Genomic DNA, 19,721 nt, shown 5'->3' with positions numbered 1-19,721 from the left:
TTTTTACAAAATATATTGACATAGTGTCATTATAACCCTATAATACAAAGTGTCAATAAAAGTTACATTGTGTCATTTTACTGCGACGGAGGAATATATATGCCAAAGATATCGGAAGAAGAGATGCTGGCACGGCGGGAAAGTATTGTCGATGCCTGTGCCAAACTGTATGAGACGATGAGTTTCAAGGACATCACCCTGAAGGAAGTTGGGAAGGTCACGACCTTCAACCGCACTGCCATCTACAACTATTTCAACACCAAGGAGGAAATCTTCCTGGCGCTGATGCAGCGGGAGTATGAATTATGGGTGGCAGATCTGGAGGGCATGATGGCAGCGCATGCTGCTATGAGCCGGGAAGAACTGGCCTCTGCGCTGGCACATTCATTGGAGAAACGGCAGCGTCTGCTGAAACTTCTGTCCATGAATCACTTTGATATGGAGGAGAACAGCCGTCATGAGAATCTGGTAGAATTCAAGAAAGCTTATGGTGCTTCCATCAAGGCGGTGCATCGTTGTCTGGAGAAGTATTGTCCGGAGATGAGCGAGGAGGAAAAGACAAGCTTCCTTTATGCCTATTTTCCCTTTATGTACGGCATCTACCCCTATGTGATGGTTACCGACAAGCAGCGGCAGGCCATGGAAGAAGCCGATGTGGGGTTTCGTTACTATACGATTTACGAGATTACCTACAACTGCCTGCGCAAGCTGCTAGGCGTCGAGAAGAGCGTGTAAGATGGACCAAATCCGTTGAATGTGTAAGGAGGAGCGAAGATGAAAGTTTTGGTAATGCATGGCAGCAAGCGCAAGAATGGCAATACGGGGCTGCTGGCTGGTGAGTTTATCCGTGGTGCCGAGGAGGCTGGCCATCAGGTAGAGCGGGTGGAACTGGGCGATATGAAGTTCGGTGACTGTCTGGGCTGTATGGCTTGCTGGAAGAATCCGGGTAAGTGTGTGCAGAAGGATGATATGACAGCGGTACTGGAAAAATTTGGGCAGGCGGATGCAATCGTGTTTGCTTCTCCCATGTATTTCTTTTCCTGGACCAGTCTGATGAAGCGTGGCATCGACAGACTGTATCCTTATATGACCATTGCCAAGGATAAGACTTTCTACCTGATTACAGCAGGCGGTGTACCCGAGGCAAAGCTCTTTGACAATATGCTGCAGGATTTTCAGAAATATGTGGAATGCTTCAATATGCATGGGGGCGAGAATAACCGCAATGGCGGCCATATCCTGGGCAAGGGCGCACTGGCTCCGGGAAATGTAAAGGAAACTGTTGCCATGCAGGAAGCCTATGAGATGGGGAAGAATCTCGGCAAAAATTAAAGGATGAAGCCGGTTTTTCATGTTTTAGGAGCTATAGGATAATGAAAAGACGCGATTTCTTGAAAGTAAGCGCCTTGGGCGCATTGACACTCTTGGGCACAGGCGGCGGTCTGCTCGAAACGGCTGCTGCCTCGCCGCAGGAGGTAAGGCTTCCACGTGGGCGCAAGATTGATATGCATGCTCATGCCATGCTGCCAAGTTATCTGGAAGGGTTGCAGGAGCTGGGCATAGATGCGGCAGCGGAGGAGGGCTATCCCTTACCCAAGTGGTCGGAGACGGCACATCTTGAATTCATGGCCGCAGCAGGTATTGACTATACGGTGCTGTCGCAAGCCACGCCGCATATTTACAATGGGGACGAAAAACTGTCCTGCAAGGTGGCACGGCGGATAAATGTGGAAACAGCGGCATTATGTCAAAATTATCCGGACAAATTCGGTTTTGTGGCGGCTCTGCCCTTCCCAGCCATTGATGGTTCCATCGAGGAAATAGCTTACGCTATGGATGAATTAGGAGCCATCGGCGTGAAGGTGCCCAGCAACGCCCAGGGAATCTATCTGGGGGATGAACGCTGGGAGAAAATCTTTGCCGAGCTTGACCGCCGCAAGGCGCTGGTCATCGTCCATCCCAGTCCCGCCCCGCAGCTACCAAGGCAGGGGACGGTAACGGGCAGGGTTATGGCGCTCTACGAGTATCCGGCAGATACCACCAGAGCGATGCTGAATCTGCTCGCCAGCGGCATGCTGGAACGCTATCCCCGGATAAAACTGGTAGTGCCCCATTGCGGTTCCTTCCTGCCCTATATGAAGCAGCGGGCAAAAGCCATGTTTGCCATGCTTGCCGGGATGAAGATGATGGAGCCGGTGGATATGGGAAAAAGTATGGGCAATCTCTATTTTGACCTGGCCGGAGATCCCATGCCCGATGCGCTGGATATGCTATTGACGATCACGGATCAGGAGCATATCCTGTATGGCAGTGATTATCCCTATGTACCAGCACCGGTGCTGCTCCAGAAGAAAGCGGCTTTGGACAGGGAACTTGCCCAGCGTGAATGGCTGGAACAGATATATTGTCAAAATTCGCAAAAGTTGATTTCTTAATAGCGGAAATTTTTTTACTTTTAATATTGACATTGTGTCATTTAGAGAATATAATACAATCATCAAATAAAAATTACACAGTGTCATTTTAAGCACGAGAGGAGCATATACAATGATTGAGAAGAAAATGCCGAAAATAGCTTTGGGGGCCTGGTCCTGGGGTTCTGGTGCAGTTGGCGGTGATCAGGTGTTTGGCAATCATCTGGAAAAGGAAGATTTGCAGCCGATTTTTGATGCGGCCATGCAGAACGGGCTGAACCTTTGGGATACGACCACGGTTTATGGCATGGGGGCTTTGGAGGATATTCTGGGCAGTTTCGTGCGTCAGGTCAAGGCTGAGGATGTGATTATCTCCACCAAATTCACGCCGCAGATTGCGGGGATGTATGAAGAATCCATGGTCAAGATGGCAGAGGCAAGCTGCCAGCGTCTGGGTATTGATGTGATTGACATTTACTGGATCCACAATCCCATGGACGTGGAGCGTTGGACGCCGGAGTTGATTCCCTTGCTGAAAGCTGGCACGGTTAAGCAGGTGGGCGTATCCAATCATGACCTGTCTCAGATCAAGCGGGCTAACGAAATCCTGCAGGCAGAAGGCTTCAAGGTTTCTGCGGTGCAGAACCATTTCAGCCTGCTCAATCGTTCCTCAGAGCGGGCAGGAATCCTGAAATATTGCAAGGAAAATGATATCAAGTTCTTTGCCTATATGGTATTGGAACAGGGCGCGCTTTCCGGCAAGTACGATACAAAACATCCCTTCCCCGCAGGTTCTGACCGTGCCAAGAGTTATAATCCCATTCTGGCACAGCTGGAAGACCTTACGGCTGAGATGGCAAAAATCGGTGAAGCGCATGGCCTCAGCGTGGCACAGGTTGGCACGGCATGGGCCATTTCCAAAGGTGTGCTGCCCATTATCGGTGTGACTAAGGTGCGCCATGTGGAGGATGCGGCTAAGACTGCCAGTGTAACGCTTACCGCAGAAGAAATTTCCCGTTTGGAAGAACTGGCGGACAAGACCAATGTATCTACGATTCGTGAATGGGAAAAGAAAATGGATTAATACGAAAACGATGTGTGAGGATGAAAGCATGCAATACACGCAATTAGGTAATTCTGATTTACAGGTGTCGCGCATTTGTTTGGGCTGCATGGGCTTTGGCAATGCAGGTACAGGCCAGCACAGTTGGACGGTAGATGAAACAGCTACTCGTGAGATTGTAAAGCATGCGCTGGATGAAGGCGTAAATTTCTTTGACACGGCCATTGCTTATCAGAATGGTACCAGCGAAGAATATCTAGGCAGGGCGCTGAAGGATTATGCTAAGCGGGAGGATGTGGTGGTAGCCACGAAGTTCCTGCCCCGCAGCCAGCAGGAAATCGAAAAGGGCGTGACCGGTCAGGAGCATATCCAGAAGCAGCTGGATCTTAGCCTGCAGCATCTGGGCATGGATTATGTTGACCTCTATATCTATCACATGTGGGATTACCAGACGCCCATCTATGATATCCTGGACGGCATGACCAGAATGGTCAAGGCTGGCAAGGTACGTTATATCGGTATTGCCAACTGCTATGCTTATCAACTGGCCAAAGCCAATGCGCTGGCGGAAAAAGAAGGTTTTGCCAAGTTTGTATCCGTACAGAATCATTATAATTTGCTGTTCCGGGAGGAAGAGCGGGAAATGAGCAAACTTTGTGCCGAGGATAATATTGCCATGACGCCATACAGCGCGCTGGCCAGTGGCCGCCTGTCCCGCAGGCCGGGCGAAACTTCCCAGCGTTTGCAGGAAGACAGTTATGCCAAGCTCAAATATGATGGCACAGCTGACGCTGATGAAAAAATCATTCTGCGGGTAGCGGAACTGGCGGATAAATACGGCGTGTCCATGACAGAGATTTCCCTGGCCTGGCTGCTCACCAAAGTAACCGCTCCTGTGGCCGGTGCCACGAAACGGCATCATATTGATGGTGCGGTAAAGGCTGTGGAACTTGACTGGTCAGAAGAGGATATTGCCTATCTGGAAGAACTCTATATCCCCCACAAGCTGGTGGGCGTGATGGCCCAGAATACCCGCAGCAGCAATAAAAAAGAGCAGGTCTGGATGAAGAATGCCCCAAAGGGTATGCAGTAAAGTAAATTAAAAATATGCTTGACTTGAAGTTCACTTCAAGTGTTAAGGTGAAGATAACCTGATATTATCGGGCAGGAAGGAGCGTCGCGTGAAGGGAAAGAAAATCTTGGCCGCAGCAATAGCTGCAGGCATGATCATGACAAATTTTACATTTATGGAGGCAGCTACGGCACAGACGAAAAAAGCAGTAAAGATTACACAGACCGCAGGCAGAACGCAATTAGGGGAATTTGCCCCGGATTTTGCCCGCTATAATGATGATATTCTCTTTGGAGAGGTATGGTCAAAAAATGATGTTCTGTCCTTGCATGACCGCAGCATCGTGACGGTTTCGGCATTGGTGGCCAGCGGCATGACGGACAGCTCTTTGAAATATCATCTGCAGTCGGCGAAGAAAAACGGCGTTACCCGTGAGGAAATGGCTGAGGTCATCACCCAGCTGGGGTTCTATGCGGGCTGGCCCAAGGCTTGGGCGGCGTTCAATCTGGCCAAGGAAGTCTATAACGAGCCAGCTACCAAGAATACAGAGATTAAAGGAAACAATCATATGGATTTGGAAACCATCAAGGAAACCAGCTTGTTCCCCGTTGGCGGTGAAAATGTCAACTATGCCCAGTATTTTGACGGCAAAAGCTATCTCCATATGGTTTCTCTTGACCAGGTAGTGATTGGCAATGTGACCTTTGAGCCGGGCTGCCGCAACCATTGGCATATTCATCATGCCGACAAAGGCGGCGGGCAGATGCTGCTGGTCACTGCCGGCCGTGGCTGGTATCAGGAATGGGGCAAGCCTGCTCAGGAATTGAAGGTGGGAGATGTCGTGCATATCCCCGCAGGTGTCAAGCACTGGCATGGCGCCGCCAAGGACTCCGCCTTCCAGCATATTGCCATCGAGGTGCCGGGGGAAAATACTTCCAATGAGTGGTGTGAGCCGGTGGAGGAAAAGGAGTATAACAAGCTGCCCTGAAAATAAAAGGATTGATGTGTATGAACAGACGAGAGTTTTTGAAAGTCAGCGGCATGGGGGCGGTAACCTTCTTTTTGGCCGGCTGCGGCCTGTCAGCCCTGACCGGCGATGAGTCAAAAGCAAATGTGGTCCCGGAAAAGGGCAGCGTATCAGGAGGCGCGAATATGAAAATTGTGGTAATCACCAGCAGTCCCCATCCGAAAAGTGAATCAACATCCATTTATCTGGCTGACCGGTTTACGGATGGAGCCAGAAGTGCCGGCCATGAGGTTTTTACCTTTGATGCAGCCAATGAGGAAACTCATCCCTGCCGTGGCTGCGACAAATGCGGTATGGACGGCCCGTGCATTTTCAAGGATGCCATTGAAAACACGCTGATGCCCAAGATGCTGGAGGCAGACCTGATCGTGCTGACCACACCGCTGTATTACTTTGGCATGTCGGCGCAGTTAAAGACGATTGTTGACCGCTTCTATTCCCGCACGGGCAAGCTTCATGGCAAGAAATCCATCATGATGGCCACGGCCTACAACAGTGCCGATTGGACGATGGAAGCATTGGTCAATCATTATAACACGCTGGTACGCTACATGGAATGGCAGGATGTTGGTCAGGTGATGGCCACGGGCTGCGGCGCCCGCTCGCTGGTGGAAAAATCCCAGTTTGCCGATATTGCCTATAAAATCGGAGCGAATCTCTAAAAAGGCTTGACTTAGAGTTGGCTTTAAGTGATAGAGTTTAACCATAAATGTTGATGTGAGCTGACCGGAAAGGAGCAAAACGCATGAAGAAATTATGGATTGCCTGCTTGTCCATGCTGATGGTACTGGGGCTGATGGGCTGCGGCACGGATAATGGCAAGGCCGAGGAAAAGACACCGCCAGCTAAAACGGTGGCTCAGGCGGCTAATACTGATGCTGCGGCAGCAGGAGATAAGATCTTAGTCGCTTATTTTTCCGCGACAGGCAATACGAAGCAGCTGGCGGAGAATACCGCCAAGGCCCTGGGCGCAGATTTGTATGAAATTCGGCCGGAATCCCCCTATACGGCCGAAGACCTGAATTACAATGATGAAACGACCAGAGCCACGGTAGAGCAGAAAAATGATGGCTTCCGCCCCTCCTTAGCGGACAAGAATGCCCCCATTGCCAGCTACAAGACCATTATCCTGGCCTATCCCATCTGGTGGGCTCAGGCGCCCCGCATCATGGACACATTCGTGGAAAGCTATGACTTTACGGGCAAGAATATGACGGCTATTTGCACATCCGGCGGCAGTGATATCGGCAGCAGTGCAGATTATCTGGCCAGGATTACCAAAGGCAAGGCCAACTGGAAGCCGGGTAAGTTATTCAGCCCGCAGGCTGGGGCAGATGAAATCAAAGCCTGGTACAATGGCTTAGGCTTATGAATTACCGGAGCATAAATCGGCGCATGGCCGTAACGGCGCTTTTGCCGTTGCTGTTTGTGCTGGCCATGAGTTTTCACTATATCCCCAAGCTGCTGCATGAAATCATAGGCGCAGCCTGGTTCCTGCTGGCAGGCGTTCATCTCTATCAGAATCGTCACTGGCTGAAAAGCTTGCGGCAGGGCAAATGGAATTTTCGGCGGGCTTTGGGCACGGTCATTGATATATTGCTGATTGCCGTGGTGCTGGTGACTGTGTTTGCCGGTCTTGGCATATCCAACTTCCTGCTGAAAGATATCATGCCGCTGGAAATCCAGCGCAGCATTGTCATTCATCAGTATCATGTGTCCCTGCCCTATGCCCTGCTGATTTTATGCGGCCTCCATTGGGGGCTGCATTTCAAAGGCTGGCTGGGGCAGTGGCAAAAGGTCTTTGACTGGAAACTGTCTGCTGTGGCTAAACGGGCAGTTGTGGCAGCTTTGAGTCTGGCGGCGCTCAGTGCAGGGATTTATGCGTCCTTCCTGAACCGCATCGGCGACCGCCTGCTGATGAAACATATCTTTGCCACGGCAGCCACCAACGAACCGGCGGTCATCTATGTACTGCTGCTCTGTGGAACCATCGGACTCTATGTTTTGCTGGGAGCCGCATTGCAGCGCTATCTAAAAGCATGAACATTTGATATGGGAGGTAATCACATGAGTAAGAAATTAGTTGCCTATTTTTCCGCTAGCGGTGTAACGGCAAAGGCTGCCAAGAACCTTGCCGAGGCGGCTGGGGCAGATTTATTTGAAATCAAGCCGGAAGTGCCCTATACCCAGGCTGATTTGGATTGGCATGATAAAAATTCCCGCAGCTCCGTGGAGATGCGGGATAGTAAATCTCGTCCGCAGATTGCGGCAGGTGACGCCAGGATTGCGGACTATGATGTGATATTTGTGGGCTTTCCCATCTGGTGGTATGTGGCGCCCACCATCATCAACACATTCCTGGAAAGCTATGATTTTGCCGGCAAGACCATTATTCTCTTCGCCACCTCCGGCGGCAGCGGCTTTGGCAAGGCCGTGGAAGGACTGAAAGGAAGCGTGGCAGACAGTACCGCTATCCGGGAAGGCAAGCTGTTGAATGGGAATCCTTCGGTTGCTGACCTTAAAAACTGGGTGGAGAGCTTATAAGCGTGACAAGCATCAGGCAATGTGCATGAAATATGTGCATTGCCTTTTGTCGTTGAGGAGGCAGGTAATTGGACGGTGAAAATTGAATTATACAATCGGAAGATGGAGTTCAAAAGAGAAGGTGATTCCCTATCCGGCTGGGCTTGATACGGTTACAGAAGGTGCTTCATCTGCCCCAGCCGAAATAAATCATAAGGATTCACCGTATTTTACAAAAATGGATTTCTACAACATGGAAAGTATCCCGGGACGCCGTATTGTACTTTCCCACTATAAGACCTATCAACAGGCAAGAGAGTATACCTGTGGCCCAGCAGCTGCCCTGACCGTGCTTTATTGGTATGGGAACAGGGATTATGATGAAATGAGCTTGACAAAGGCCATGAAAACCCAGGGGTATCCAATCGGTACCGGGCTTAGAAATATGGTTGGATTCTTTAAAGGAATCGGCTGGGAAGTGCGCAGCAGCCTGAACAGCGATAAACTTAGCCGCTATGAGGATTTCCGTACCTTTATCTTGGAATCGCTGGCTCATGGGAAACCGGTACTGGTGGAAAATATAGAGTGGGGCGGTCATTGGCGGGCTATTATTGGCTATGACAACATGGGAACGAAGTCAATGCTGGATGATATGCTTATTTTTGCAGATCCTTACGATACTTGTGACCATAAACAGGATGGATATACAGCTGGTAATGCTACAAAATTCTACTCCATGTGGTTTGATCATTCCATGCTGCCCAAGAAGGAGCGCTATCAACCTTGGATTATAGCTTATCCGAAGGACGCTGATACTGTAGGAAAATAGGGGGATTGATTATGAATAAGATGAAAAGAATATGGTTCTATGTATTCCTGGTTTGCCTGTTGATTGTGTCCAATTATACTGTCGCATCTACGGGGACAACGAATACGGATGGTGGTATGTATGTTGTCAACTGTGAAAGCTGGATAAGCCTTCGGGCATATGCATCTACAGATGCTCCCGTCATCGCGAAGATACCACTTGGAGATATGGTGAATATTATTGATGACAATGATCCCTGCTATCAAAAGATGATATTTGCCCATGTCCGCTATCATGGGAATACGGGTTATGCATTATACAGCTATTTGACTCCTCATTGCACGTTATACCGTGTGGACAACTGTAACGAGTGGATAAGCCTGCGTTCAGCACCGTCCGCGGATGCAGCGGTGATTACCCGTATTCCGCTAGGGGAATACGTTCGCTTTGTCAAAGCAGGCAGCAACGGGTACTACTATGTTTACTACAAAGGAAATCTGGGTTATGCACTGGCTGAGTATCTTTCATAAGTTGTGAAACTGGTGGTTTCCTTAGCGTGCAATATACAGCTAGAGGCGTAGTGAAATACTAATAGCAAAAATAAAGCCATCAATAAGGCAGATATCTCAATCTGTGCTTATTGATGGCTTTTGCTATCTGATAACGGTTGATCTTACTGTTCTACTTCAGCATCGTCTGCGGTATATTCCTCCAGGGAGTTTTCCCGCACCTGGATGCAGATGAAGCTGATGCCTTCATTGGCAGCTGCCGAGAATTGACGCCGCGCAGCTGGGGCAATGCGCAGCCAATCGCCAGCTGCGAGTTCTACGGTCTGCCCGTCAATCACAGCTGTGCCCTTACCGGCCGTGACGAAGTAAATCTCCTCGTTTTTCTTGTGGTAGTGTACAAAGGGAACACCGGCTCCGGCGGGCAGGTTGTTGACGCTGATCTCTGCCCCCGTCAGGTTCAATTTGTCATGCAGTTCAGTTCTTGCATCGCTTGCCACAGTGATTTTGTTAAAATTTGCCATTTGATTTTCCTCCAATGAGTTTTTGTTGTAATGATATCGATTACAATAAAATAATAACACCGCCTCGATGTAATGTCAATGGTTACAATAAAAAATCTGCGGCGCACGATTTCATCATTGTCATAGATTGCTGGGGGATTTGGGTTGACATTTTATAGGTGATGTAATATTGTATGGTACAACGACTACATAACGGAGGTTTTTGCATGCAGTTTTCGTTTCGTCTGCCGGTAGCGACACATATATTGCTTTGTATCGAGCGGTTCAAGGATGAGTACAAGATCACTTCCACCTTTTTGGCCAGCAGTGTCAATGTGAACCCGGTCATTATTCGGAAAACATTGGGGCAGCTCAAAGCCGCCGGCCTGGTGGATGTGGCAGCAGGTGTCGGTGGGGCCAAACTCACAAAAAGCCCGCAAGACATCACGTTGTGGGATGTCTTCCAGGCTGTGGAAGAGGACGAGGATCTATTTCATTTTCAGGAGAACCCCAATCCGAAGTGCCCGGTGGGCAGGAATATCCATGGGGTGCTAGGGGACAGGCTCGAAGAGGTCAGGCAGCATATGCAGGCTGATTTCAAGAAAGTTACCATTGCCGATTTATTGGCGTCTATCGAGGCGAAAGAAGCGGCAGAGTGAGAAATTATGCATGACATCTGGAATCCATGGCATGGCTGCAGGAAAATCAGTCCTGGCTGTGCCAATTGCTATATGTATACGCTGGATAAGCAAAGAGGGAAGGACGGTTCCGTCATTTATCGCACGGACAATTTTGCCTACCCTTTGCAGAAAGACCGCTATGGCAGCTATAAGGTAAAGAGCGGCGAGCTTATCCGGGTTTGCATGACTTCGGATTTTTTTCTGGAAGAGGCGGACAAATGGCGGGACGAGGCATGGGAAATCATGCGGCAGCGGCCGGATGTCATTTTCTATCTGCTGACCAAACGGCCGGAGCGGGTGGCGGACTGTCTGCCTCAAGACTTTGGCAGCGGCTGGGAGAATATCTGGTTCAATGTCACCTGCGAGAATCAAAAAATGGCTGACATCAGACTGCCGCTGCTTAAGGATTTGCCCTTCATGCACAAAGGTGTGATGTGTGCGCCCTTGATTGGTTCCGTAAGCCTGAAGCCCTATCTGGATGATGGTTTCATCGAGCAGGTTATCTGCGGCGGCGAGAATTATGAAGGGGCACGGCCCTGCAATTATGATTGGGTACTGGCTTTGCATAAGGAGTGCCAGGAAGCCAGTGTATCCTTTTCCTTCATTGAAATCGGCTCAGATTTCATTAAAGACGGCAAGCATTATCGTTTGCAAAGCAAGCAGAAACAGGCGGAGCAGGCATTTAAGGCAGGTTTGAATTTCAAGGGCAAGCCCATGCATATTGACCTGCGGTATGCTATTGGCATTCCGGTATCGTCAGAGGATTGCTATAGCGCAGCTTATGATGGCCCGCATTGCCATGCCTGCGGCAGCAGGTTGATATGCAATGGATGCAGCTATTGCGGCAAGTGCGGGAATTAACTGTACAAGTAGAAGAAGCAGAATAGGAGCAAAATAAATGATTACCATATCGGAATTAAAGACAGGCGTTATCTTTGGTGACAATAACACCTGCGAATATGTCTATATGCCCGCCAGCGAAATCGGCGTGGAAGAACCCCTATGTGTTTACGAAAACAACGGACAGCGGTCTGATGTAGAGCTGTCGGAAGCCCTGCGGCTCATCCGGGTGCGGGCCCTGCGGCAGGTAAAGCATCCGGTTTTGGGAAGCAGTTCCTGCTGATGCGCTGCGAAACCCCAAGAGCGACAAAGTTGACCATCGCAAGGTGACCTTTGTGAACCGTTATGGCATTACGCTGGCGGCGTGCCGGATGTTTTGCCCGATGATGCTCCCTGGTTTGTGAAGGATTACTACACCTATTACAAGACGGAGCGCGGCTACCATCCCCGTTCCCTGAACTCCAATGGCGGCTGGAACCAGACTACAGCACTTTCGTTCATGAATATGCCGATTCTTTCCTATGCGGATGAAATCAAGAGTGCCGTAAGGGTGCTGCATGGCGAAAAGGCCCATTCCCGTTACTTTGGCGAAGATGCCTTCAAAAAGCTGCAAGGGGACAACAAGGAGTTGGTAATCGTTCCCGGCGCGTCCCATATCGACCTTTACGATAATAAAGCCAAAATCCCCTTTGACAAGTTAGCAGCTTTCTTTCAAGCTAACTTAAAATAATCCCCAATTTCCCAATACGCCCCCTGCAAGGTTTTCGGACTGGCAGGGGGCGTATTTTGGCATCAGTTGTTAAATTTTTCCTGCAGGGCAGAAAGGAAAGCTTGGGATGCTTTGGAAAAAATCTGGTTTTTCTTCCAGGCGATTGAGGGCTCGGCAAAAATGGCAGGCTCCAGAGGGCGTGTGCAGAGATTGGTGCCCGTGGTGTTGATGAGTTCATCAAAGGAGATGGCGCAGCCCATGCCCTCTTTGACCATCAGGGTGGCATTGTAAAGCAGGGTGTAGGAACCGGCGATGTTTAGCTCGGAAAGAGGCTTTTGCAGCCAATCCAGCAGTTCATCGCCATGGGTGCTGGCCGAAAGAGTCTGCCGGGAGAAAAGCAAAGGGCGGTGCCATAAATCCTCTGAACGGATGGTATCTTGTTGCGCCAGTTCATCATCTGCGCGTAAGAGCAGTACCCAGCGGTCGCGGACAGGCAGGGGCAGTTCCTGATATTTAGCCGGGTCCAGTTTGCCGTAGACAAAGGCAAAGTCAATCAGGCCGCGGTCTAGGCGTGTCATGGTGGTGCTGCCGTCGCCGCTGACAATATGAAAGCGCAAGCCCGGATATTTCTGGCGCAGTTTTTGCGCAACGTTCATCAGCAGGCCGAAGTGGATGGACTCCCCGGCCCCGATGCGGATATCGCCGCTGATTTCTTCATTGCGCAATAGTTCTCCGGTGGTCTTGTCTACCAGCGACAGGATTTCCTCTGCCCGGCGGCGCAGCAGCTGCCCGTCTTCCGTAAGCAGGATGCGCCGTGGCTCACGGATCAGCAGCTGCTTGCCAAACTCGTCTTCCAAATCTTTTAGCTGACGGGATAACGTAGGCTGGGACAGATGCAGCTTTTCCGCTGCCCGGGAAAAGCTTTCTTCCTGCGCCACGGTAAGAAAGTATTTGAGAACCCGCAATTCCATGATATTCAACTCCTTGGTCTGAATTTGACTCTATAATACTATAAAAAATCTATTACTGTAAAGCATAGGTAATGATTATGTATAAGTATTGGTATTGCATATGTGGAGAATTTATAATGGGAATGAAAGGACGTGAACTTATGGAGAAGGAAAAAGGGATAAACAAACAGCTGCTTCTGCTTATCATGGCCACTGGTGTTTTTAGTATCCTGAATACGGAAATGGGCTTTATCGGCATTCTACCTTATATTGCCGAAAACTATCAGGTGACGGTGGTGCAGGCTGGCTGGCTCATCAGTCTCTTTGCGCTGGGCGTGGCCGTGGCGGGGCCAACGATGCCGCTACTTATGTCCCGCTTTAATCGCAAGTGGGTTATGGTCTTTATTTTGGGACTGTTTACCGTTTGCAGTACGATTGCTGTCTTTGCTGAAAATTTCTATGTGCTTTTGGCCGTACGGGTGCTGCCGGCTTTCTTCCATCCGGTCTACTGCGCTATGGCCTTTACGGTGGCGGCAGGGCTGGCAAAGACCGGTGAAGAGCCAAAGATGATCGCAAAAATCAATATGGGTGTAGCGGCTGGTATGGTGGCCGGTGTGCCCATCAGCAACTTTTTGGCGGAGCAGTTCAGTCTGGCATTCTCGATGGCGTTTTTTGCGCTGGCCACCTGGCTGGTCATGTTGGCCACGTTATATTTTATGCCTTCGATGCCGGTCAAGGAAATGCTGGGCTATGGAGAGCAGCTTGCCGTGCTGAAAAAGCCCATGGTCTGGGCATCGATTGCAGCGGTGATTTTCCTTAACGGTTCGATTTTCGGTGTATTCAATTATCTGGCGGAGTATCTGGGCGTGGTTTCCGGTATTGCACCTTCCTTAATCAGTATATTGCTGTTAGTCTATGGTCTCTGCAATGTTGGCGGCAGTATGCTGGCGGGAAATCTGCTGACTATGCGGCCGTTGATGGTGGTCAAAATCTTTCCGCTGGCAGTTGCGGTAATCTATATTGCCCTGCTGGGCGGTGGCAGCATTTGGCCGGTAATGGGACTTATCGTGGTACTCTGGGGATTACTTGGGGGCATCAATGCCAATATCAATCAGTATTGGATTGCCAGTGCCGCCCCGGAAGCCCCGGACTTTGCCAATGGCCTCTTTTTGACGGCGGCCAATATGGGCTGCGTGCTGGGGACAACGGTCAGCGGTCAGTTCATTGATGCTTTGGGGACGCAATATGTGGTGCTGGGTGGGCTGCTGTTCTGCCTGCTGGCGGGCTTGACGGTTTGGGTGCAGTGTTATCGTCAGCGCAGCAATCCGCAGCTGTTGGCTCAGACTGAGCATTGACGGATGAGGTTTTGTATGCTTGATAAGCATAATGCTGTATTTTTTATAAGTATTGGTAATTTAAAAACATAGTCGCTATAATGAACTCAAGTTAAAGAGTAAAAGATGCAAGTGATGTAAAGGAGAGATGCGAAATGATGAAGAAAATTGGCAAAAACAAAAAGATGGTTTTGGCAGCCCTGGTGGCAGGTGTGATGTCTTTTGGTCTTATGGGGAGTGATGTGACAATGGCCGCAACTCCGGCTAAAGCATTGGCAGCGGCTTCGCAGATGCAGCGTTCATCTATCAGCGAACTGAACAATGACACCCGCGTATTCAAGATTGACAAGTCAATCGAAGCCAAGAATGTGAAGTTTGAAAACCGCTTTGGTTTTGAAGTGGCTGGTCATCTGTATCTGCCGAAAGACTTTGATGCCAGCAAGCAGTACAAGGCCGTAGTGATTACCGGGCCTTTTGGTGCCGTGAAGGAGCAGTCCTCCGGTCTGTATGCACAGGAATTTGCCAAGCATGGTTATGTGGCCGTAGCCTTTGATTCCTCCACGACAGGAGAGAGCAGTGGCAGCCGTCGCAATATGGGTTCGCCGGAAATCTTTACGGAAGACTATCATGCCGCTGTGGATTTCGTTTCCAACTTGAAATTCGTGAACCCGGATCAGGTCGGTGCCATGGGCATCTGCGGTCTGTCCGGTATGGCCATCACGGCTGCCGGCAGTGACAGCCGTATCAAGGCCGTGGCAACCTCAGCTATGTATGATATGAGTGAAAGCATCAGCGACCATTATAATGGTGCTTACTACACGCCGGAGCAGCGGGAACTCGTGAAACAGCATCTGGCCAAGATGCGTGATGAAGAAGCTAAGACCGGCAAAGCCATCCGCGGAGCCCATGAGCTGGGGGTGGATGCCAGTGGTAATGTGGAGACCTTCGATACTATGTTCCCGGATAAACTGCCTGCGGATGCCAGTCCTGTCATCAAGGATTTCTTCGGCTACTATGTAGGCCGCGCCTTCCATCCGCGCGCCATCAACTCCAATAAGCTGGCCTGGGATTCGGTAACCCCGTATGGCTTCTTTGACTTCAAGCTTATGAGCAATATTGATGAGTTGGGCAAGACGCCGGTCCTGCTGATTACCGGGGATAAGGCGCATTCCAAGTATTTCTCCGACAATGTTTATGCCGCCATCAAAGGGGAGAAGGAAGAAATCGTCGTTCCTGGTGCTACCCATGTAGACCTTTATGACCAGATGGACAAGATTCCGTTTGACAAGCTGTTTGCCTTCTTTGATAAGAATCTGAAGTAAAAAGCAAGAAATGCCGCCCGGAAAATCGTGCAAGAATTTGCTGGGCGGCATTTGTATTATATGGCTTGCCTTTGAGTATACTCCAAGTGATAGAGTAAAAGAGGATAATGTGTATGGAGGAGAGAATATGAGCAAGAAAGTAGTGATCATTTCCACGAGCCTGAGAAAGAACAGCAATTCTGAGGCATTGGCCAAGGCTTTTGCTGAAGGTGCCAGGGAGGCAGGACACGAGGTGGAGCAGATTTCCCTGCGGGATAAGACCATAAACTTCTGCAAAGGATGCCTTGCCTGCCAGAAGACCATGCAGTGCGTGATCAAGGACGATGCCAATGAAATCACGGCCCAAATCGGTCAGGCAGATGTGGTGGCCTTGGCGACGCCGGTCTATTACTATGGCATGTGTGGCCAGTTAAAGACGCTCTTGGACCGGGCAAATCCCTTGTTCCCAGCGGATTATCGCTTCCGCGAAGTTTACCTGCTGGCCACGGCGGCAGAAGATGATGAAGACACGGTGGCCGGAACCCGCATCGGCGTGCAGGGCTGGGTGGACTGCTTTGACAAGGCAGAACTAAAAGAGACGCTTTTCTGTGGCGGTGTGACGGACGCAGGCGATATTGCCGGCAATGCCGCACTGGAAAAAGCCCGACAGGCTGGCAAGAATATTTGAAGTTTGTAAAATAATGCCTTGCAGCTGTATGGGCATAAGGAGGGATGGCAATGCCAAACCGGAAAATCATAAGTGTGGCCATGCTGTCGGTGCTGCTGCTGCTATCCGGCTGTACAGGTGCGCAGAAGACTGCTGCGGATACTGGCAGTAAGGTGCAGGAGGCTGTCCAACGGGAAAATAAATCTTTGGCAGAACCAAAGAAGGAGCAGGCGATGAAACTCATCATTGAAGATAAAGTTGTTCCCGTTACCTGGGAACAGAATGCTTCCACGGCGGCGTTGCAGAAACTTTTGCCGTTGACCATCAAAATGTCACCTTATGGCGGCTTTGAGCAGGTGGGCGCTATCGGTCAAAGTATTACCAGCGCAGATAAGCAGCTGACGACCCAATACGGTGATATTGTCCTCTATGCGGGGAATAAGCTGGTTATTTTCTATGGTTCCAATTCGTGGGCTTATACGCGGCTGGGACATATTGACATGCCAAAACAGGAATTGACTGCTTTATTAAACCGCGATGGCGTAACGGTGCAGCTCGCGGCCCAGTGAAAAAGGATAGGATTTTTAACAGGAAGGTAAGGAAAATGGAGGAATATAGAGAACGAACATATGATGAAGAACGGGCACTGTATGGCAAGACCGGGGTGAAGCTCATTGATTGCCGTTTTGACGGCCCTGCAGACGGGGAAAGTGCGCTCAAGGAAAGCCGCGATATTGAGGTGCAGGATTGCTTTTTCAATCTGCGCTATCCCTTTTGGCATGATGAGTCTGTGCAGATAAAAGATTCTGAGCTTACGGAACTTTGCCGTGCGGCCTTGTGGTATTCAACGGATATTCACATTGCCGATACGAAACTGCATGGCATCAAGGCCCTGCGGGAATGCGCCGATGTGACCATAGAAAACTGTGATGTGATTTCGCCGGAATTTGGCTGGTCGGTCAAAAATATCCGCATGAAAAATACCAGCGTGCAAAGCGAATACTTTATGCTGCGCAGTGAACAGCTGCATTTTGACCATGTCACGTTGCAGGGGAAATATTCGTTTCAGTATATTGAGGACGCAGAATTTACCAACTGTGAGCTGAACACCAAAGACGCTTTTTGGCATGCCAAAAATGTGACGGTCCGCAACAGCGTGATTCGCGGCGAGTATCTGGCCTGGTATTCGGAAAATCTGACGTTGGAGAACTGTACCATCATTGGCACACAGCCCTTCTGTTATTGCAAGGGGCTGAAACTCATCAATTGCCGTATGGTGGATACGGATTTGGCCTTTGAAAAATCGGAGGTTGAAGCAGAGGTTACGACCGTAGTGGACAGCATTAAAAATCCGAAATCCGGCACAATCAAGGTGGCAGGCGTTAAGGAAATCATTATGGATGATTCATCTGCCCAGGGGCGCATTATTGTGGTCGAAGAAAGTAACTGTGCTTGATAATTGATGACGAAGATTGACAAGGTTGTTTTTTGTTCTATGCTATTAAACAGAATATAGGTTGACACCTGTTGCCGCCGGGTAATGGGAAAAGCGTCATTTTCTTATCGTTAGGTCTTGGCAGATAAGAAGATGGCGCTGTTTTTGTAGGAGGGAAATTATGTTTCGGAAGATGCGAAGATTTAAGCAGCAACTGCCGGAGGCAGAATGCAGGGAAGTGTTAAAAAATACGAAACGGGGCGTGCTGTCCATGCTGGGTGACGACGGTTATCCCTATGGTATTCCCATGAATCATTGGTACTCAGAGGAGGACGGTATCCTTTATTTCCATAGTGCCAAGGAAGGACACCGGATGGACGCTATCCGGGCCTATGACAAGGTAAGCTATTGCGCGCATGATGAAGGCTGGCAAAAAAACGGTGAATGGGCGCTCAATATCCGGAGTGTGGTCGTCTTTGGACGTATGCAGCTGGTGACGGATGAGAAAAAAATTCGCCAAATCTGCAGCTCGCTGGTGCGAAAATTTACCGCTGATGAAGCGTACTTGGAACAGGAATTGAAACACGCCATGCCCCGCGTGCAATGTCTGGCGCTGATTCCGGAGCATATGACCGGAAAACTGGTCAATGAATCATGACTTTTAGTTTCCCGTATTAAGTTTTTAGTATCATTTTTTAAGAGCGTCGGCAAATTTACGCCGGACGAAGTCGATAAGACAGCGTTCGTCCGCGTAGATTTGCCGGCCTTTTTTGGTGACGATAAAACCTTTTTGGGCAAGTCCTTCAATGGGAATGGCAATCAGATCGCTATCCGGCAAAATGCCATTGCCGGTCAGAATCGACAGGGCGATGCCTTGCTGGACGATATTCCAGACGCTCGAAAGGTTGGGGGAATAATGGAGAATCTGTGGCTGGAGCTTTTGCCGGTCAAATTCAGCCAGTACACGTTTTGTCAGGATAAATTTACGACTGAGCAGCACCAATGGATATGCTGCTGCTTCGGCCAAGGTGACGCTGGGCTTATCTGCCAGCGGGTGGCTATTGGGGACACAGAGGCAGATGGGCCAGGACGATAATTTGCGCAGGGTGAGATTGGGCCGTCCTTCGGCATCGTGGACAAAGGCCAGGTCGACTTCTTCCCGCTCTACCATATCCAGCGCGGCGCCACCGGCTGGCTCTGTGATTTCCAGCTGAATTTCCGGGTGCTGCTGGAAAAATTCGCCCAAAAGCAGCGGCAGGATAATGGTGGCAATCTGCGAAGGCACGGCCAGCTGCAGGCGGTTATGGCGTTTGGCAATCTCTTTGACACTGGCTTCAAAGCGTTTGAACTGCTTCAGCATCTTTTCTACTTCATGAAACAAAGCCTGCCCGTCAGCGGTGAGCTGGATATTGCGCCCTACATGGCGGAACAGGTTCAGGCCGGTTTCCGCTTCGAGGTTCTTCATGGACTGGCTCAGCGTGGATTGGGACATATGCAGATAGGCGGCCGCTTTGGTAACATTTTCTTGACGGCAAACCTCGGCGAAGTATTGCAATTGCTGGATATTCATGGCAGTACCTCCTTTGACTAGCTTCATCATAACGGAATCAATCGGTTTTTTCAATAGATAAATCGATTATAAGTGTTTTTTATGTTGGGCGGAATACGCTATGATGAAGACAGAAAAGGTCAATGTGAAGCGGGAGGTAATGATGATGGAAAAGGCAATGAAGATCTGGGCCGAAAAAATGATGGCAAGGACGCATAAGGCAGTGAAAATTTATCAGCTGGAATCGCAAAAAAAGCAGGACATGACTCCGGCGCAGTGGAATATGCTCTATGGGAAATATCTGCTGGATATGGACGAAGTGATTTGACGGAAGGAGAAC

At 49.7% G+C, this 19,721-nt stretch carries 26 protein-coding genes; 23 read left to right on the top strand and 3 right to left on the bottom strand.

Annotation, left to right across the window (positions count from 1 at the left end; all coding sequences use genetic code 11):
* The first annotated feature begins 99 nt into the window (after window positions 1-99).
* From BM322_RS02225 to BM322_RS02170, 12 genes are all read left to right on the top strand, one after another.
* Window positions 100-735 (top strand): TetR/AcrR family transcriptional regulator, encoded by a 636-nt coding sequence (locus BM322_RS02225; protein WP_075428249.1) that lies wholly within the window; start codon window positions 100-102, stop codon window positions 733-735.
* A gap of 39 nt (window positions 736-774) precedes the next feature.
* Window positions 775-1,332, top strand: coding sequence for a flavodoxin family protein (locus BM322_RS02220; RefSeq protein WP_075428248.1), 558 nt, complete (start codon window positions 775-777; stop codon window positions 1,330-1,332).
* Window positions 1,333-1,373: 41 nt separating this feature from the next.
* Complete coding sequence (locus tag BM322_RS02215) at window positions 1,374-2,435, top strand: amidohydrolase family protein (RefSeq protein WP_075428247.1); 1,062 nt, start codon at window positions 1,374-1,376, stop codon at window positions 2,433-2,435.
* Window positions 2,436-2,547: 112 nt separating this feature from the next.
* Window positions 2,548-3,498 (top strand): aldo/keto reductase, encoded by a 951-nt coding sequence (locus tag BM322_RS02210; protein ID WP_075428246.1) that lies wholly within the window; start codon window positions 2,548-2,550, stop codon window positions 3,496-3,498.
* A 28-nt stretch (window positions 3,499-3,526) separates the two neighbouring features.
* A complete protein-coding gene (locus BM322_RS02205; RefSeq protein ID WP_075428245.1) occupies window positions 3,527-4,570 on the top strand; it encodes an aldo/keto reductase in 1,044 nt (347 codons plus the stop codon).
* Window positions 4,571-4,706: 136 nt separating this feature from the next.
* Window positions 4,707-5,537, top strand: a complete 831-nt coding sequence (locus tag BM322_RS02200) for a carboxymuconolactone decarboxylase family protein (RefSeq protein WP_218154598.1) — start codon at window positions 4,707-4,709, stop codon at window positions 5,535-5,537.
* Between the two features lie 20 nt (window positions 5,538-5,557).
* Window positions 5,558-6,238 (top strand): flavodoxin family protein, encoded by a 681-nt coding sequence (locus tag BM322_RS02195; protein WP_082334304.1) that lies wholly within the window; start codon window positions 5,558-5,560, stop codon window positions 6,236-6,238.
* Window positions 6,239-6,321: 83 nt separating this feature from the next.
* Window positions 6,322-6,948: a flavodoxin gene (locus BM322_RS02190; protein ID WP_075428244.1), complete on the top strand. Its 627-nt coding sequence runs from the start codon at window positions 6,322-6,324 to the stop codon at window positions 6,946-6,948.
* Window positions 6,949-6,971: 23 nt separating this feature from the next.
* Window positions 6,972-7,619, top strand: coding sequence for a hypothetical protein (locus BM322_RS02185; protein WP_318254495.1), 648 nt, complete (start codon window positions 6,972-6,974; stop codon window positions 7,617-7,619).
* Between the two features lie 24 nt (window positions 7,620-7,643).
* Entirely contained in the window at window positions 7,644-8,120 is a 477-nt protein-coding gene (locus tag BM322_RS02180; protein WP_033169338.1) for a flavodoxin, read from the top strand.
* 82 nt (window positions 8,121-8,202) lie between these two features.
* Window positions 8,203-8,928, top strand: coding sequence for a C39 family peptidase (locus tag BM322_RS02175; RefSeq protein ID WP_318254494.1), 726 nt, complete (start codon window positions 8,203-8,205; stop codon window positions 8,926-8,928).
* A gap of 11 nt (window positions 8,929-8,939) precedes the next feature.
* Window positions 8,940-9,437 (top strand): SH3 domain-containing protein, encoded by a 498-nt coding sequence (locus tag BM322_RS02170; RefSeq protein ID WP_075428242.1) that lies wholly within the window; start codon window positions 8,940-8,942, stop codon window positions 9,435-9,437.
* A 143-nt stretch (window positions 9,438-9,580) separates the two neighbouring features.
* Here BM322_RS02170 and BM322_RS02165 read toward each other — a convergent pair whose 3' ends face one another.
* Window positions 9,581-9,937: a cupin domain-containing protein gene (locus BM322_RS02165; protein WP_073092882.1), complete on the bottom strand. Its 357-nt coding sequence runs from the start codon at window positions 9,935-9,937 to the stop codon at window positions 9,581-9,583.
* A gap of 206 nt (window positions 9,938-10,143) precedes the next feature.
* Between BM322_RS02165 and BM322_RS02160 the strand changes: the two genes are divergently transcribed.
* The 4 genes from BM322_RS02160 to BM322_RS13755 all read left to right on the top strand — a co-directional run bounded on the left by BM322_RS02160 (window position 10,144) and on the right by BM322_RS13755 (window position 12,166).
* Entirely contained in the window at window positions 10,144-10,575 is a 432-nt protein-coding gene (locus BM322_RS02160) for an Rrf2 family transcriptional regulator (RefSeq protein WP_075428241.1), read from the top strand.
* A 6-nt stretch (window positions 10,576-10,581) separates the two neighbouring features.
* On the top strand, window positions 10,582-11,457 hold the full coding sequence (locus BM322_RS02155) for a DUF5131 family protein (protein ID WP_075428240.1): 876 nt from the start codon (window positions 10,582-10,584) through the stop codon (window positions 11,455-11,457).
* 37 nt (window positions 11,458-11,494) lie between these two features.
* A complete protein-coding gene (locus BM322_RS02150; protein WP_075428239.1) occupies window positions 11,495-11,719 on the top strand; it encodes a hypothetical protein in 225 nt (74 codons plus the stop codon).
* A gap of 81 nt (window positions 11,720-11,800) precedes the next feature.
* A complete protein-coding gene (locus tag BM322_RS13755; RefSeq protein WP_318254493.1) occupies window positions 11,801-12,166 on the top strand; it encodes an alpha/beta hydrolase in 366 nt (121 codons plus the stop codon).
* A 62-nt stretch (window positions 12,167-12,228) separates the two neighbouring features.
* Here the strand turns inward: BM322_RS13755 and BM322_RS02140 are convergent, their stop codons facing one another.
* Window positions 12,229-13,116 carry a LysR family transcriptional regulator gene (locus BM322_RS02140; protein WP_075428238.1) on the bottom strand — a complete coding sequence of 296 codons (888 nt, stop codon included), beginning with the start codon at window positions 13,114-13,116 and terminating at the stop codon, window positions 12,229-12,231.
* Between the two features lie 116 nt (window positions 13,117-13,232).
* Here BM322_RS02140 and BM322_RS02135 point away from each other — a divergent pair, with 116 nt between their 5' ends.
* The 6 genes from BM322_RS02135 (at window position 13,233) to BM322_RS02110 (ending at window position 18,490) form a co-directional block, all read left to right on the top strand.
* On the top strand, window positions 13,233-14,450 hold the full coding sequence (locus BM322_RS02135) for an MFS transporter (protein ID WP_082334303.1): 1,218 nt from the start codon (window positions 13,233-13,235) through the stop codon (window positions 14,448-14,450).
* A gap of 134 nt (window positions 14,451-14,584) precedes the next feature.
* Window positions 14,585-15,751, top strand: a complete 1,167-nt coding sequence (locus BM322_RS02130) for an alpha/beta hydrolase (protein WP_177220799.1) — start codon at window positions 14,585-14,587, stop codon at window positions 15,749-15,751.
* 127 nt (window positions 15,752-15,878) lie between these two features.
* The gene (locus BM322_RS02125; protein WP_075428237.1) at window positions 15,879-16,418 is read left to right on the top strand and encodes a flavodoxin family protein; all 540 of its coding nucleotides are present in this window, start codon (window positions 15,879-15,881) and stop codon (window positions 16,416-16,418) included.
* A gap of 50 nt (window positions 16,419-16,468) precedes the next feature.
* Window positions 16,469-16,966 carry a cyclophilin-like fold protein gene (locus BM322_RS02120; RefSeq protein ID WP_082334301.1) on the top strand — a complete coding sequence of 166 codons (498 nt, stop codon included), beginning with the start codon at window positions 16,469-16,471 and terminating at the stop codon, window positions 16,964-16,966.
* Between the two features lie 35 nt (window positions 16,967-17,001).
* Window positions 17,002-17,853 carry a DUF3737 family protein gene (locus tag BM322_RS02115; protein ID WP_075428236.1) on the top strand — a complete coding sequence of 284 codons (852 nt, stop codon included), beginning with the start codon at window positions 17,002-17,004 and terminating at the stop codon, window positions 17,851-17,853.
* A gap of 160 nt (window positions 17,854-18,013) precedes the next feature.
* Window positions 18,014-18,490 carry a pyridoxamine 5'-phosphate oxidase family protein gene (locus BM322_RS02110; protein ID WP_075428235.1) on the top strand — a complete coding sequence of 159 codons (477 nt, stop codon included), beginning with the start codon at window positions 18,014-18,016 and terminating at the stop codon, window positions 18,488-18,490.
* Between the two features lie 30 nt (window positions 18,491-18,520).
* Here the strand turns inward: BM322_RS02110 and BM322_RS02105 are convergent, their stop codons facing one another.
* The gene (locus BM322_RS02105; protein ID WP_075428234.1) at window positions 18,521-19,402 is read right to left on the bottom strand and encodes a LysR family transcriptional regulator; all 882 of its coding nucleotides are present in this window, start codon (window positions 19,400-19,402) and stop codon (window positions 18,521-18,523) included.
* A 100-nt stretch (window positions 19,403-19,502) separates the two neighbouring features.
* On the opposite strand from BM322_RS02105, the gene BM322_RS02100 reads away from it, so the two are divergent.
* The gene (locus tag BM322_RS02100; protein WP_075428233.1) at window positions 19,503-19,709 is read left to right on the top strand and encodes a hypothetical protein; all 207 of its coding nucleotides are present in this window, start codon (window positions 19,503-19,505) and stop codon (window positions 19,707-19,709) included.
* Window positions 19,710-19,721: the final 12 nt, after the last annotated feature.

This window comes from Selenomonas sp. GACV-9 (assembly GCA_900116485.1).
Lineage (GTDB): Bacteria > Bacillota > Negativicutes > Selenomonadales > Selenomonadaceae > Selenomonas_A > Selenomonas_A ruminantium_G.
This window is presented reverse-complemented; position numbering and strand designations above follow the sequence as displayed.